14 protein-coding genes are annotated in these 13,517 nt (G+C 59.6%); 9 read left to right on the top strand and 5 right to left on the bottom strand.

Going from position 1 to position 13,517, the window contains the following annotated elements; translation table 11 throughout:
- Positions 1-9 precede the first annotated feature (9 nt).
- Together KBW81_RS12405 and KBW81_RS12400 are read left to right on the top strand one after the other, a co-directional pair.
- Positions 10-1,176 carry an MFS transporter gene (locus KBW81_RS12405; protein ID WP_090186944.1) on the top strand — a complete coding sequence of 389 codons (1,167 nt, stop codon included), beginning with the start codon at positions 10-12 and terminating at the stop codon, positions 1,174-1,176.
- A gap of 63 nt (positions 1,177-1,239) precedes the next feature.
- Positions 1,240-2,262, top strand: a complete 1,023-nt coding sequence (locus tag KBW81_RS12400) for an aspartate-semialdehyde dehydrogenase (RefSeq protein WP_090186942.1) — start codon at positions 1,240-1,242, stop codon at positions 2,260-2,262.
- A gap of 83 nt (positions 2,263-2,345) precedes the next feature.
- Here the strand turns inward: KBW81_RS12400 and KBW81_RS12395 are convergent, their stop codons facing one another.
- Positions 2,346-4,838, bottom strand: a complete 2,493-nt coding sequence (locus tag KBW81_RS12395; RefSeq protein ID WP_254247377.1) for a methyl-accepting chemotaxis protein — start codon at positions 4,836-4,838, stop codon at positions 2,346-2,348.
- Positions 4,839-4,980: 142 nt separating this feature from the next.
- Positions 4,981-5,628, bottom strand: coding sequence for a carbonic anhydrase (locus KBW81_RS12390; RefSeq protein WP_090187208.1), 648 nt, complete (start codon positions 5,626-5,628; stop codon positions 4,981-4,983).
- 147 nt (positions 5,629-5,775) lie between these two features.
- Here KBW81_RS12390 and KBW81_RS12385 point away from each other — a divergent pair, with 147 nt between their 5' ends.
- The 3 genes from KBW81_RS12385 to KBW81_RS12375 all read left to right on the top strand — a co-directional run bounded on the left by KBW81_RS12385 (position 5,776) and on the right by KBW81_RS12375 (position 8,436).
- Positions 5,776-6,150, top strand: coding sequence for a hypothetical protein (locus KBW81_RS12385; RefSeq protein ID WP_139222588.1), 375 nt, complete (start codon positions 5,776-5,778; stop codon positions 6,148-6,150).
- Between the two features lie 61 nt (positions 6,151-6,211).
- The gene (locus KBW81_RS12380; protein ID WP_254247376.1) at positions 6,212-7,591 is read left to right on the top strand and encodes a leucyl aminopeptidase family protein; all 1,380 of its coding nucleotides are present in this window, start codon (positions 6,212-6,214) and stop codon (positions 7,589-7,591) included.
- Entirely contained in the window at positions 7,588-8,436 is an 849-nt protein-coding gene (locus KBW81_RS12375; protein WP_254247375.1) for a C40 family peptidase, read from the top strand. Before KBW81_RS12380 ends, KBW81_RS12375 begins: the two co-directional genes overlap by 4 nt.
- Before the next feature lie 108 nt (positions 8,437-8,544).
- Here KBW81_RS12375 and KBW81_RS12370 read toward each other — a convergent pair whose 3' ends face one another.
- The 3 genes from KBW81_RS12370 to KBW81_RS12360 all read right to left on the bottom strand — a co-directional run bounded on the left by KBW81_RS12370 (position 8,545) and on the right by KBW81_RS12360 (position 9,687).
- On the bottom strand, positions 8,545-8,886 hold the full coding sequence (locus KBW81_RS12370; RefSeq protein WP_090186930.1) for a DUF2794 domain-containing protein: 342 nt from the start codon (positions 8,884-8,886) through the stop codon (positions 8,545-8,547).
- A 205-nt stretch (positions 8,887-9,091) separates the two neighbouring features.
- Complete coding sequence (locus KBW81_RS12365; protein ID WP_090186928.1) at positions 9,092-9,406, bottom strand: I78 family peptidase inhibitor; 315 nt, start codon at positions 9,404-9,406, stop codon at positions 9,092-9,094.
- On the bottom strand, positions 9,397-9,687 hold the full coding sequence (locus tag KBW81_RS12360; protein ID WP_090186925.1) for an I78 family peptidase inhibitor: 291 nt from the start codon (positions 9,685-9,687) through the stop codon (positions 9,397-9,399). Before KBW81_RS12360 ends, KBW81_RS12365 begins: the two co-directional genes overlap by 10 nt.
- A gap of 108 nt (positions 9,688-9,795) precedes the next feature.
- Here KBW81_RS12360 and KBW81_RS12355 point away from each other — a divergent pair, with 108 nt between their 5' ends.
- The 4 genes from KBW81_RS12355 (at position 9,796) to KBW81_RS12340 (ending at position 13,456) form a co-directional block, all read left to right on the top strand.
- The gene (locus KBW81_RS12355) at positions 9,796-10,908 is read left to right on the top strand and encodes an S-(hydroxymethyl)glutathione dehydrogenase/class III alcohol dehydrogenase (RefSeq protein ID WP_090186923.1); all 1,113 of its coding nucleotides are present in this window, start codon (positions 9,796-9,798) and stop codon (positions 10,906-10,908) included.
- 364 nt (positions 10,909-11,272) lie between these two features.
- The gene (locus KBW81_RS12350; RefSeq protein ID WP_254247374.1) at positions 11,273-11,833 is read left to right on the top strand and encodes a hypothetical protein; all 561 of its coding nucleotides are present in this window, start codon (positions 11,273-11,275) and stop codon (positions 11,831-11,833) included.
- A 278-nt stretch (positions 11,834-12,111) separates the two neighbouring features.
- Positions 12,112-12,642 (top strand): redoxin domain-containing protein, encoded by a 531-nt coding sequence (locus KBW81_RS12345; RefSeq protein WP_254247373.1) that lies wholly within the window; start codon positions 12,112-12,114, stop codon positions 12,640-12,642.
- Positions 12,643-12,706: 64 nt separating this feature from the next.
- Complete coding sequence (locus KBW81_RS12340; protein WP_254247372.1) at positions 12,707-13,456, top strand: NYN domain-containing protein; 750 nt, start codon at positions 12,707-12,709, stop codon at positions 13,454-13,456.
- The last annotated feature ends 61 nt before the right edge of the window (positions 13,457-13,517 follow it).

The raw sequence follows: 13,517 nt of genomic DNA, 5'->3' as shown, positions 1-13,517 counted from the left end.
GGGGCAATCATGACCAAAGGCCTGATCGTGCTCGCGCTATCGTATGCGCTGTCACAGTTTTATCGCGCGTTCCTGCCGGTCCTATCCCCGATCCTGAAACAAGACCTCGGGGCGACGCCGCAGGATCTGGCCACCGCCTCTGGCGTCTGGTTTTTGGTCTTCGCCGCCATGCAGATCCCCGTCGGTTCTGCATTGGACCGGTTCGGCCCCCGCTGGACGGCCTCAATCCTGTTTGCGCTTGGCGGGGCAGGGGGCGCGCTTGTTTTCGCGCTGGCGCAGACCCCGGCGCATATCATCTGGGCGATGGCACTGCTGGGCATCGGCTGTTCGCCTGTTTTGATGGCGGCTTATTACATCTTCGCGCGCCAATACCCTGCGCGCCTGTTTGCGACGCTTGCGACGGCGATGATCGGCCTTGGCTCTTTGGGAAATATCGCCGGGGCATCGCCGCTGGCATGGTGCGTCGAAAGCTTTGGTTGGCGCCCAACACTCTTGGCGCTGGCCGCGATCAGCCTTGCCACCGCGCTGGGTATCGCCGCCCTGGCACGCGACCCTGAACGGACGCCGGGCCCGTCCCGCGGCTCGGTCATTGATCTGCTGAAAATGCCAGCCCTTTGGCCCATCTTTGCATTCATGTTCGTCTGTTACGCCCCCTCTGCCGGGCTGCGCGGCCTTTGGGCAGGCCCCTACGCGGCAGAGGTGTTCGGCGCAGACACCCAGATCATCGGCCGGGTGACACTTGTGATGGGCCTTGCGATGATCGCGGGCAGCTTTGCTTACGGCCCGATGGACCGTCTGCTGGGCACACGCAAATGGGTCGTGGTGGCGGGCAATGCGCTGGCGCTGGCGGCGCTGATTGCGCTGGCGCTGGACCCGGCGGCAAGCCTTGTGCGCAGCACCGTGCTGCTGGCGGTGCTCGGTTTCGGCGGCGCGGCTTACGGCATGATCATCGCCCATGCGCGGGCCTTCTTTCCGCCGCACCTGACGGGGCGGGGCGTGACGCTGATGAACCTGTTCGGGATTGGGGGTGTGGGCGTCATGCAGAACGCCACCGGCCCGATCTACCGTATGGGCACCACGCCGGAACAATCCTTTACGCTGATCTTTGCCGCCTTCGCTGTGCTGCTGGCCGCCGGGTTGCTGATCTACCTCACTGCGACCGACCGCACCGACTGACCCCTTTCCCTTTGCCCCGATGGGGCGTAAGACCCGCCGGGTCGCAACCAAGGAGCCTGACAGATGGGTTACAAGATCGTCGTCGTTGGCGCCACGGGTAACGTGGGTCACGAAATGCTGAACATCCTGGCGGAACGCGAATTCCCCGTGGATGAAATTGCCGCACTCGCCAGCCGTCGTTCGCTGGGGACCGAGGTAAGCTTTGGCGACCGAACTTTGAAAACCACCGATCTGGATACCTTCGATTTCACCGGCTGGGATATGGCCCTGTTCGCCGTCGGATCGGACGCGACTAAGAAATACGCCCCCAAGGCGGCGGCCGCGGGCTGTGTCGTCATCGATAACTCGTCGCTGTATCGCTATGACGCCGATGTGCCGCTGATCGTGCCGGAAGTGAACCCGCAGGATGTGCACGGCTACGCCAAGAAAATGATCATCGCGAACCCCAACTGCTCGACCGCGCAGATGGTCGTCGCGCTAAAGCCTTTGCATGACCGCGCCACGATCAAGCGCGTTGTCGTCAGCACCTACCAGTCCGTGTCCGGCGCTGGCAAAGAAGGCATGGACGAGCTTTGGGACCAGACCAAGTCGATCTATAACCCCACTGATTCCAAGCCCGCCACGAAGTTCACCAAGCAGATCGCCTTTAATGTGATCCCGCATATCGACGTGTTCCTCGACTCTGGCGAGACGAAGGAAGAGTGGAAGATGGTCGCCGAGACCAAGAAGATCCTTGATCCCAAGATCAAGGTCACGGCCACCTGCGTGCGTGTGCCGGTCTTTGTCGGCCACTCCGAATCGATCAACATCGAGTTTGAAAACCCGCTGGACGCAGACGAGGCGCGTGACATCTTGCGCGAAAGCCCCGGCATCATGGTGATCGACAAGCGTGAAGACGGTGGCTACGTCACGCCCGTCGAATGCGTTGGCGATTATGCGACGTTCATCAGCCGCATCCGCGATGACAGCACGGTCGAAAACGGCATCAACTTGTGGTGCGTGTCGGACAACCTGCGCAAGGGCGCTGCCCTGAACGCAGTGCAGATCGCAGAGCTTTTGGGCCGTGAAGTGCTGAAAAAAGGCTAATCTGCTGCGCCAAATCAATCCTTAAAGGTGGGCCAGTGGCCCACCTTTTTTTATGTCGAACCTACCGTTTTGCGTGCGGCACTCTAGGCCACCGCTGGATCAGAGCTGATGCGTGTTTTCCCCGCGCCAGAACCTGCAGTCTTGAACTGCCGTGTCATTTTGGTCAGCGATTCCGCCTGCGTTGACAGCAGATGCGATGATGCGGTCACTTCTTCAAACGATGCGGCCTGCTTTTGCGACCGATCGTCAATCCGCTGGATCGAAGAAGCGATGGATTGGATGCCCGCGGATTGTTCGGCAATCGCGGTCGATACCTCGTCAAAGTTTTCCGAAATGGCGATAACACTTTGCGCGATGGCCTGCAGGGATGTGCGGGCCTCGGCAACGGTGCGCACGCCGTCGCTGACATCACGGTCGCTTTGGGTGATGACCTTGGTGATCTGGCGCGCTGAATCGCCGGCATCCTGCGCCAGTTTGCGCACTTCTGCCGCGACCACGGCAAAGCCGCGTCCTGAATCCCCGGCGCGCGCGGCTTCGACCCCGGCGTTCAGGGCCAGCAGATTGATCTGAAAAGAGATGTCGTTGATGATATCCACAGCGCGGCCAATTTCCTTGGACCCCTGCGCGATACGGTCCATCGCAATGGTGGCCTCTGTCGCCACGGCTTCGCTGGTGGCTGCTGTACTGCGCGCTGTTTGCGCGCTTTCGCTGGCCTGCGTAATGGCTTCGTGGATCAATCGCACGCGGCTCGACAGATCCGTCAGGGCGGCGCTGGTTTCCTCTAGCGCTGCGGCGTTCTGTTCCGCCTGGCGCGACAACACGCCAGAGGTTTGGCGCAATTCGCCAGAGGATGCGGTCAGTGTCGTGCTGCTATCAGTGATGTCTTCAACCAGATTGCGTAGCGAATCCACCATGCTGTTCATGCTGTCCTGCAAGTCTGCGAAATCACCATGAAATGCCCCATCCATGTAGTGAGTCAGATTCCCTTCGGCGATGCTTTTCATCACTGATCCGGTGCTGCTGAGGTTGTTGTCGATCGATTCCATCAACGCGTTGATATTACGCGCGAGGTTGATCAGGATCGTATCCTCGAAATCCGCCTCGACCCGGGTCGAAAACTCGCCTTCCAACGCGGCCTCTACGACCTTGCCAAAGGATTCGCCAAGCTGGCGCATCATGGCTTCGCGCTGCGCAACAGCGGCGCGGTCGGTGGCTTCGCGCTTCTGCGCCAGTTCAATTTCGCGTGCGCTCGCGGCCTCTCGCTCTGCTGACATGACCTGCATGGCACGGCTATTCTCTTCCTGCTCTGCATTCAGGGTGCTGATATGCAGGGCGTTTTGCCGAAACACCTCTGTCGCGCGGGCCAGCTGGCCAATTTCGCAGCCGCGGTCGGTGCTTGGGACTGGGATATGGTGATTGCCCCCGGCGATCTGATTAACTGCCGTCGTCAGGTCCCCCATGGGGCGGGTGATGCTGCGTGATATGATAATGCCAATGCCAATCGCAATTGCCAGAATGATAAGCCCAAGAATTTGCTGCAAAATCGCGGCCCTGTTGAGGCCAGCAACTAAATTCCGTGTGCTGATCTGTACGACGGCAACGTAATGTGCGCCCAAAAAACTAACGGGCTCTGCGTATCCCATGACCTTGCGGCCGTTTCGGTCCACGCCATTATAGCCATGTGCCGTGCCGTCCAAAATCGATAGAATGTCAGGCGATTCCACTTTTGTGGTCAGGATATCATTGATGTCTGACCGAATAGAATCCGTGCGCAAAAAGCCGTCGCTGCCGACGAGGAATCCGTCAGCCGATTCTGGCAGACTTGCAAGGTCACGCATCGCCGCATTGATTGCGCCGACCGGCATTTGGTAGGCAAGCACACCAAGCCTTTCGCCGGTGTCTAATATGATAGGCCGTGCAATAAAGGCCGCTGGCGATCGGGTGCTCGGTGGATAAGGCGCGAAATCAATAAAAATTGACTCGGCCTCTTGGTCAAGTGCGCTGGCTTGCCGGAAAGCATCCCCCAATCCGGTGTCGGCCCATTCGCCCGTTAACAGATTGGTGGCAAAGTCATTTTCCTTGAATACTGAATAGACGATATCGCCGTCATTATTAATCAGAAAGATATCATAGTACCCCATCTGCTGTTGCAGCAGGCGTAGCCCCGGATGGTGGGTGCGATGCAGAAACCCATAGCTCGACCCCGTCGTCGCGGCGATAAGGTTATCCTTTTGACCCAGCGGTTCTGGGTTTTCGGTAATATAGACACGCTGCAGGGTGTCAGTGGGGTTTTCCGTCGTTTTATAGGCGTCAGATAGGGCGGTTAAAATGCGTGCCGTCGACGGCGTCGTCGCGCGCGCTTTGATTTCGTTATCAATGGTATCTAAAAGCGTTTTGACGTGCTTAGCTTGACCGTGCGCCACGCCTTTCAGGTTCTGCGCGGCCTGTTCCGTGATCAAAGCGCGGGACATGACATAGGACGCGATGGACAATGTGGCGACCGCCAGTGTCAGCAGCAAGCCAATGGCAAGCGGCAGCCTGCGGCCGATTGCCATGTTTCGAAACCAAGTCCGCATATTCAGTCCTACCTTTTCGACGGGCGGACTGTGCGTTCATACGTCAGCCTCGCTTGCCCGAGGCCAAAGATTTGGCCCGCAATGCAAGCAAGGCTAATGCGCAGTTGTTACTGGATCATTTACGCTGCCAAAATGTCGGCCCCTAGACGGCGACAAAGGCTTTTGCGCCGGGATCGTAGCATTCCAGCGACCCTTCGCCGATGTGGTTCCAAAGCCCGTGCAGCGACAGCATGCCATCCTCGACCGCAGATTTCACGAAAGGAAAGGTCATCAGGTTTTCCAGCGACACCAAGACGGCCTCTTTTTCCAGCGCCCGCAGCCGGTCTTTCGGCTCTCCGGGTGCGAGGCGTTCATAGCCGGGGCGCAGAATGTCCATCCAACGCCCGACAAAGCTTGTCTTCTCGTCCAGCTCTGGCGCGTGACCTTCGCACATATCAAAACAGCCCTGCACGCCGCCGCAAGACGAATGTCCCAGCACCACGATATGCGCGACCTTTAGCGCCGTGACGGCATATTCCACCGTGGCAGAGGTGCCGTGCTGTTTGCCATCCGCCGCATAGGCCGGCACCAGATTGGCGATATTGCGGTGAATAAAGAATTCGCCCTGATCCGCGCCAAAAATAGACGTCACATGCACCCGGCTGTCGCAGCACGAAATCACCATCGCGCGGGGGTGTTGGCCGTCTTCGGCTAGACGTTTGTACCAGCTTTTGTTCTCGGCGTAGGTCGTTGCTTTCCAGCCCTGATAGCGTTTGACCAAATATTCGGGCAGGGGTTTTGCGAATTCCACGGGGCGCGCTCCTTGCGATTTTGTCCCAATGTTATGCTGAATTTGAAAGGATTTCGAGCGATTTTCTGGGTTTGCGTCAACCAAATGGTGACCACCGTTTGTCTAGAACAGGATCACAAGAACGCACCCATCGCAAAGGTTTACCCCATGAATACCGTCACCGTCCTTGAATGTAACCGAAGCCCCTTGATGGACCCGGCGCCGCTGTCTGAAATTTACCGCGACCTTGGCGACAAAGTGGCAGAGGAAACGATTTGCCGCGCCCTCGAAGACCTCGCCATTCGGCTGAACCGCTTGCAAGATATCCGCGCGATTGCCGAATTTGACGAACTGACGCGGCAGGCGAACCGCATGGCCGCCGTCGCGCAGGGCATCGGTTTGACCGAAGTGTCCACCGCCGCCCGCCATGTGGCCGTCTGCGCCCAGCAGAAAAACGGCGTCGCGCTCGAAGCCACGCTGTGCCGGCTGGAACGCGGCTTTGATCTGGCGATTTCCCAAGTCTGGGACTTCCGCGACTTCTGATCCGGGCTTGCTGCCGCGGGCCAAGACGTTAGGCTGCGGGGGACTAGAATGGACCCCCAAAATGACCAACTCTTCCCTTCCGATGTTTGCCGCTGCAGGCACGACCGCCACGCCGCTGCATGTGATCGACGCCGATCACTTGGACGCGATCCCCGCCGCGGCGCGCACCTGGGCTGACACCTGCGGCTTTAAGGCTGCTGCGGGCGCGACCCTGTGCATCCCCGGCCCGGATGGCACGATTGCTATGGCGCTGGTGGGGCAGGGCACAGCCACCAGCCGCAAACGCACCCGCTTTGCCGTCGCCGCGGCCGCACGCAAACTGCCTGCTGGGACCTATGCCATCGCGTCCGGCCTGACCGGCAGCGACCTGACCGAGGCCGCGCTGGGCTGGCTGCTGGAATCCTACGACTTCGCCCGCTACCGCAGCGCCAAACCTGCCGCAGCCCAGCTTGTCGCGCCGGATGGTGTCGATGCAGATCGCCTGCAAGTCATCGCCGCTGGTGAAGTGCTGACTCGCGATCTGATCAACACCCCCACAAACGACATGGGTCCCGCCGATCTGGAAACCGCCGCCCGCAGCCTCGCCGATCAACACGGCGCGAAAATCAGCGTGACCACGGGTGACGACCTGCTGACCCACAACTTCCCCCTGATCCACGCCGTCGGCCGCGCCAGCGCCACGCCGCCGCGTCTGATCGACATGGCTTGGGGCACCACCGGCCCCCGCCTGACCCTTGTCGGCAAGGGTGTCTGCTTTGACACCGGCGGCCTGAACATCAAACCCGGCTCCTCTATGGGGCTGATGAAAAAGGATATGGGCGGCTCTGCTACCGTCTTGGGCCTTGCCCATATGATCATGGCGCTGAACCTGCCGATCCGCCTGCGCGTCCTGATCCCGGCGGTGGAAAACTCCATTTCCGCCAATGCCTTCCGCCCGCAAGACATCCTGCCCTCGCGCAAGGGGCTAACAGTCGAGATTAACAATACCGACGCCGAAGGTCGCCTTGTCTTGGCCGACGCGCTGGCCTTGGCAAGTGAAGAGGACGCGGACCTCGTCATCTCTATGGCGACGTTGACCGGGGCGGCCCGTGTCGCCGTTGGCCCCGATATCTCGCCCTTCTTTACCGACACCGACGATCACGCCGCCGCCCTGACCGCCGCCGCATCCCGCATCAAGGATCCGGTCTGGCGCCTGCCATTTCACGACCCCTACGAGGATCTGATTGAGCCCGGCGTCGCGGATCTGGACAACGCGCCAGCGGGCGGCATGGCGGGGGCGACGACCGCTGCCCTGTTCCTGCGCCGTTTTGTGGATCGCCCCTATATCCACTTTGACATCTACGGCTGGAACGCCGCCGCCAAGCCCGCCCGCCCCAAAGGCGGCGTCGGCATGGGCGCGCGCGCGATCCTTGACGCCCTGCCGGACTTGCTGGGCCTATGACCGCCCCCGCAAACCCTGACCGGCGCCTTTGGCCCGCCAATGCTCGCGTTGCCCTGCGTAGCCTTGGCGCGCAGCCGGGCTTGGATGTGGTGGACGGCACCCTCGCCACCCTGTCGCGCCCCGTCACCGACCTGATGACCGCGCCGGACGGCCGCCGCGATCGGCAACTGTTGCTGGGCCATCCGGTCACGGTGATCGAAGATCGCGCTGGTTGGTCGTTTATCCAAGCCAGCGATGGCTATGTCGGCTATGTCCCCTCGGACCGCCTGACAACGGGTGCGGCGCCAACCCACCGCGTCGGCACCTTGGCCACCCACGCCTATGCGGCAGAGGACCTCAAATCCCTCGATGTTATGCAACTGCCCTTTGGCACGCGCTTGCACGTGCTGGACGAACGGCGGCATTTTTTCGAGACGCCGCAAGGCTTTGTCCCGAAAAAGCACCTGCGCCCGCTGGACCGCCCCTTCACCAGCCCCGCGACGATCGCGCAGCTCCATTTTGGCGTGCCCTACCTGTGGGGCGGCAATTCTACGCGCGGGCTCGATTGTTCTGGCCTGATCACAGCAGCCCTGACAGCCTGCGATATCCCGTGCCCCGGCGATGCTGACCTGCAAGAAAACGCGCTTGGCGAACGGCTCGCGCCAGATGCCCCCTTGCAGCGCGGCGACATCATTTTCTGGCGCGGTCACGTCGGCATGATGGTGGACGAAGACACTCTGATTCACGCCAATGGCAACGCCATGGCGGTCACCTACGAACCCCTTGCCAACGCGATCCTGCGCATCCGCACGGTCGAGGCGTCAGAGGTCACATCCCGCCGCCGCATCCCCGGACTGGCCGTTTAGGATTTGCGCACAAAGGTTAAGTATCTGTTTAAGTTTACATAATATGTATCGCATGCGAAACATTTAGTTTTTGAAATGTATTTTGCGGACGCGGGTCCGGTCGGTGGTTCAGTCGACCGACCGGATCAACTTCCGCTCTAACACACGCAGCACCGCGGTCAGATCATTGCCCCGCTTCAGCGTCTGCCCGTCCATTCCGACGACCGCATATTGCCCTTGCTTCAGCCGTAGCTTGGGCCGCTTTTCGATGCGGTAAATCGGGTTTTCTGCCGTGCGGCGAAACACGCTGACCACCGCCATATCGCGCAGCGCAGAAATCCCGTAATCGCGCCATTCGCCAGCGGCGACCATGCGGCCATAAAGGCTTAGGATCGGGGCAAGCTCTGTACGGTGAAACGACACCCGGTCATCGGGGCCGGCGGGGAATTGCAGGGGGTCTAGAATGCTCATCCTAAAGATTTGCGCACTGCCGGGCGTAAATCAAGGCGCGGCCTTGGTTTCGCCGCGAAAGAGCCCCGCAATCGGCATGAGCAGCCCATCTTTGCGCCACGACCCACCGCTAATCAGGTTTCATTGCAAGACCCCGGCGGTGCGTGTCATATTGCCCCCACCCAGTACGCGCTGCCGGGACTTGCAATAATTCCTCAGATTGAAATCAGCCGCAGGTGATATCTGTGATGGTCCCATTGGGCCCGATGATGAAATTCACCCGGTCCTGCTGAAAATCTTGCGCGGCAATGCTGCCGGGCCGCAGGACCTGTACCGGCCCAAGGATTAACGTGCGCTCTAACGCTGTCGCATCCTGGCCCCGCAGGCTGCCGTGCCGCTGCGCACCGCAAGTGTCCGCCACGACCGGGCTAGCCGGCAAGGCCGCCTCGCTCGCAACTGCGCCGGGCATCGCCGTGCGCAGGGCAGGGGTGCCGCCGCAAGCCGCCAGCAGCGTCAGCGGCAGGGCAAAGATTAACCGCATGTGACAGCCACAACGCGGCCCGCTTTGTCGATCTCGATGTTTAGGCGTTCTGGATTGAATTCCATGGTCACCATTTCACCGGGATTGATCAGCCGGGTTTCACGGCTCGGCGGATAACGCAGGTCGCCCATCGGGCCGCCCACTTTATCAGCATATTGCGCCGCATTGCAGGCATCGCCGCCAATCGGGCGTGCGCCTGACGCTGCGTCGACCGTACCCGTCGGAGCGGGCTGACATGCCGCAAGGAGCGGCAAAACGAAGAGGAAAGATGATGTTTTCATGACCCCAATACTGCCGCGAGGTCCGGGGGCTTAGCAAGGGGCGGGCTTGAACTTTCGCGCAAATTCGCAGACTTTGGCGCAAACGTTTCCCCAGTAAAGGCAATCCTCATGCGTACCCGTGCAGCCGTGGCCCTGAAGGCCGGACAACCGCTTGAAGTGATGGAGGTCAACCTAGAAGGCCCCAAGGCTGGCGAGGTTTTGGTCGAGATCAAAGCAACCGGCCTATGCCATACCGATGAATTTACCCGCTCTGGCGATGACCCCGAAGGTGCCTTTCCCGCGATCCTTGGCCACGAGGGCGCCGGTGTCGTGCTAGAGGTGGGCGAAGGCGTCACATCGCTCAAGCCCGGCGATCACGTGATCCCGCTTTACACACCCGAATGCCGCGAGTGTGACTATTGCCTGAACCCCAAAACGAACCTGTGCCAAAAGATCCGCACGACCCAAGGCGCGGGCGTTATGCCCGACGGCACGTCGCGGTTTTCCATGCTCGATGGCACGCCGATCCTGCACTACATGGGCTGTTCGACCTTTGCGAACCACACGGTCCTGCCGGAAATCGCACTGGCCAAAGTCCGCGACGACGCGCCCTTTGATAAGATTTGCTACATCGGCTGCGGCGTCACAACCGGCATCGGTGCGGTGATCAACACGGCCAAAGTGGAATACGGCAGCCGGGCGATTGTCTTTGGCCTAGGCGGTATTGGTCTGAACGTGATCCAAGGCCTGCGGATGGCGGGCGCCGCGCAGATCGTGGGCGTGGATATCAACCCAAGCAAGGTCGAGATGGGCAAGCGTTTCGGCATGACCGATTTCGTGAATCCCAAAGAGGTGAAGGGCGATCTGGTCGGGCATCTGGTCGAACTGACAGGCGGCGGTGCTGATTATACGTTCGACGCGACCGGTAATGTGAACGTCATGCGCACCGCGCTTGAGTCCGCCCACAAAGGCTGGGGCGAAAGCATCATCATCGGCGTGGCCCCTGCAGGCGCCGAGATTACCACCCGCCCATTCCAACTGGTCACCGGACGCAGCTGGCGCGGTACGGCCTTTGGCGGTGCGCGCGGGCGGACGGATGTGCCGAAGATTGTCGATTGGTACATGCAGGGCAAGATCGAGATCGACCCGATGATCACCCACACCATGCCGCTGGAAGACATCAACAAAGGCTTTGATCTGATGCACAAAGGCGAAAGCATCCGCGGCGTTGTGATTTACTGATCTAGTTTAATATTGCGTGAAAGGCCCGGTCGGTTCGGCCGGGCTTTTTGCGTTGTTCTGGATGTGACGCTGGGTGCGGCGCGGGGGGACGGAAGCGGTATTGGTGCGGCGAGCGACGAAGGTTGGCGAGACGTTTGCGCTTGCCTAGATATTTATGCTGCAGCGAGGAGATGGTCTCTAAGGCCGTCAAAAACGTTCGGAAACTATAAGGATTTTGAGCGGGTTTGAATAACCGCATCGCTTTAGGTACATTTGACACCATCGCGCATTAACGCTTTGCTGTTTCTGGCCACATCTAAAGGATTGGATCCCTCATGTTTTCTTTCGCATCTTTTGCCTGCGCGTTTACGGCCGGACTAAGGTGATGCCAGAGGGTGGGAAAAACCTGTCTGCCCTCAGCGAGGCTATGGCAGGCAAATCAATCGCCTTGGTGGGCAATGCATCCAGCTTTGTTGAAACGCCGAAAACGCTCGAACGTCATCAGTTCGTGATCCGTATGAACAAGGGCGCGCATATAGCCAGTGAGAAGGGCAATCTGCGTACCGATTGTTTGCTGATCTCTGCTTTTCGTGGCAAAAAGTATTTAGAGGCAGCACCGCATGTCGTGTGGATGACTCCCAAGAAACGCGATGAATTGAGCGTTAAAGAAATCGCCGCAATGTATTTCTACCCTGTGCCCGCATGGGAAGAACTTTTTGCGGAAATCGGTGATCGGCCATCAACCGGTTGTATGGGCATCGATCTGATCTCCCGCCGGCTCCGTGGCGGGGAATTATGGCTATACGGATTTGATTTTTGGCAAAGCCCAACCACGTACACCGGGGTTATTAGACCTGGTCCACACTCCCCCGATGCAGAAGAGCGGTTTGCTAGGTCACGGGTGCCGTCCAGTCAAATCGTTGGTCTTGACGCATCTTCGCGTTGAGGAACCTTTTCCCTGCCTCGGGAGAGGGTTTATTCACAGCTCCGTGATCCATGGAGAAGCTCCAAAAACCACCGTTTGTTGATCAGTTCGTAAAAACAAACATAAGCGCACCTACCAAGGGTGCTCAGTGCCTGCTTATCGAAGGCATATGGCGCAACGGTTGTGATGGCCCCCTTTGCGCAATTCTCTTGTGACACACCCACGCGCGATCCTGTGATGGAACAGCGGGCGGTCCGCGCCGTTGTGTCGGTGGAAAGACATAACCAAGGATAAATATCATGCCTAAGACACTGACACCCGGCGCCGCTTTTCCGAAACAGACCGTGCAGACGGTGGACGGCAGCCAAGTTGTGCTGGGAACGCCCGATGCGGCGAAGGGCGATTGGCAGTTGGTCATTGTTTACCGCGGCAAGCATTGCCCGATTTGCAAAAACTATCTGACAGAGCTGAACGGCATGTTGTCCGATTTCAACGCAATCGACGTGGACGTCGTCGCTGTTTCGGCTGACCCGCTGGAAAAGGCCAAGGCCGAAGTGGATGACATCGGTTACAATGGCGTTGTTGGCGTCGACCTGAGCATCGCGCAGATGCATGACTTGGGGCTTTTCGTGTCCGATCCGCGCAGCCCGGAAGAGACGGATCGTCCGTTTGCAGAACCCGCCGCTTTTGTTGTGCGCGGTGATGGCGCGTTGCAGATTGTCGACATTTCAAACGCGCCGTTTGCGCGGCCTGCGTTGAAGGGGTTGCTGGACGGTCTGACGTTTATTCGCAAGAACGATTACCCCGTGCGCGGCACCCACGGCGTTTAAGCAGCGGGCTGGCGGCATCGGGCGCTGTGCGCTAGGTCAGGGGAAAGATTAAAGGATCCTTTCCATGCCTGAACAACGCCCGCTGCTGGCCGTACTGATTGACGCGGATAACACCTCTCCGAAATTTGCGGCTGCGATCTTTGAAGAGGTCGCGAGTTTCGGTGAGGCGAGCGTGCGGCGCATTTATGGCGACTTTGCCAGCCCGCAGCTGGGCGGTTGGAACAAGATTTTGCTAGAGCATGGTCTGAACCCGCAGCAGTCGCCGGCCTATACGACGGGCAAGAATTCGAGCGATATCGCGCTGGTGATCGACGCGATGGACCTGCTGCACACCGGGCGGTTTCAGGGCTTTGTGCTTGTCAGTTCCGATAGCGATTTTACCTCCCTAGCTAGCCGGATCAGGGAGCAGGGTTTGGACGTTTACGGCATCGGACAAAAGAAGACGCCTGATGCGTTTCGCCGGGCGTGTAAGCGGTTTATTTTCGTTGAAAACCTAGGCTCTGACGCGGTGGAGGCATCCGCGCCAAGCGACGCGAGCGCGCCCGCGCCGCGGAGCAATGGCGACGGCGGCAATGCGAAAGAGCAGCCAAGCAAGGTTGTGCCGCTGGTTATTCAGGCGATGAACAGCATTGATCCGGACGGGGATTGGTATTCGCTGGGCCAGCTGGGGCAATACATGGTCAGCGCCCACCCCGAGTTCGATCCGCGCACCTATGGCAGCGCCAAGCTGAGCGATTTGCTGCGTAAATCGGGCCGGTTCGAGGTCGCGCAGCGGCAGGGCGGCAATCATTTGGATGTGCGCCGTCTGGACTAGGACTGAGGGCTTGGCAGCGGCTCGAATTGGCCCTAGTTTGGAATCATTCTAAACTAGAGGG

The sequence above is a fragment of the Loktanella salsilacus genome (assembly GCF_024206795.1).
Lineage (GTDB): Bacteria > Pseudomonadota > Alphaproteobacteria > Rhodobacterales > Rhodobacteraceae > Loktanella > Loktanella salsilacus.
This window is presented reverse-complemented; position numbering and strand designations above follow the sequence as displayed.

Excerpts from the sequence above, each read along its gene's own strand:
- KBW81_RS12375 (WP_254247375.1), top strand. The coding sequence starts at position 7,588 with ATGACCGCCCCCGCAAACCCTGACCGGCGCCTTTGGCCCGCCAATGCT.
- KBW81_RS12405 (WP_090186944.1), top strand. The coding sequence starts at position 10 with ATGACCAAAGGCCTGATCGTGCTCGCGCTATCGTATGCGCTGTCACAG.
- KBW81_RS12380 (WP_254247376.1), top strand. The coding sequence starts at position 6,212 with ATGACCAACTCTTCCCTTCCGATGTTTGCCGCTGCAGGCACGACCGCC.
- KBW81_RS12400 (WP_090186942.1), top strand. The coding sequence starts at position 1,240 with ATGGGTTACAAGATCGTCGTCGTTGGCGCCACGGGTAACGTGGGTCAC.
- KBW81_RS12370 (WP_090186930.1), bottom strand. The coding sequence starts at position 8,886 with ATGAGCATTCTAGACCCCCTGCAATTCCCCGCCGGCCCCGATGACCGG.
- KBW81_RS12355 (WP_090186923.1), top strand. The coding sequence starts at position 9,796 with ATGCGTACCCGTGCAGCCGTGGCCCTGAAGGCCGGACAACCGCTTGAA.
- KBW81_RS12395 (WP_254247377.1), bottom strand. The coding sequence starts at position 4,838 with ATGCGGACTTGGTTTCGAAACATGGCAATCGGCCGCAGGCTGCCGCTT.
- KBW81_RS12345 (WP_254247373.1), top strand. The coding sequence starts at position 12,112 with ATGCCTAAGACACTGACACCCGGCGCCGCTTTTCCGAAACAGACCGTG.
- KBW81_RS12385 (WP_139222588.1), top strand. The coding sequence starts at position 5,776 with ATGAATACCGTCACCGTCCTTGAATGTAACCGAAGCCCCTTGATGGAC.
- KBW81_RS12360 (WP_090186925.1), bottom strand. The coding sequence starts at position 9,687 with ATGAAAACATCATCTTTCCTCTTCGTTTTGCCGCTCCTTGCGGCATGT.
- KBW81_RS12340 (WP_254247372.1), top strand. The coding sequence starts at position 12,707 with ATGCCTGAACAACGCCCGCTGCTGGCCGTACTGATTGACGCGGATAAC.
- KBW81_RS12350 (WP_254247374.1), top strand. The coding sequence starts at position 11,273 with ATGCCAGAGGGTGGGAAAAACCTGTCTGCCCTCAGCGAGGCTATGGCA.
- KBW81_RS12365 (WP_090186928.1), bottom strand. The coding sequence starts at position 9,406 with ATGCGGTTAATCTTTGCCCTGCCGCTGACGCTGCTGGCGGCTTGCGGC.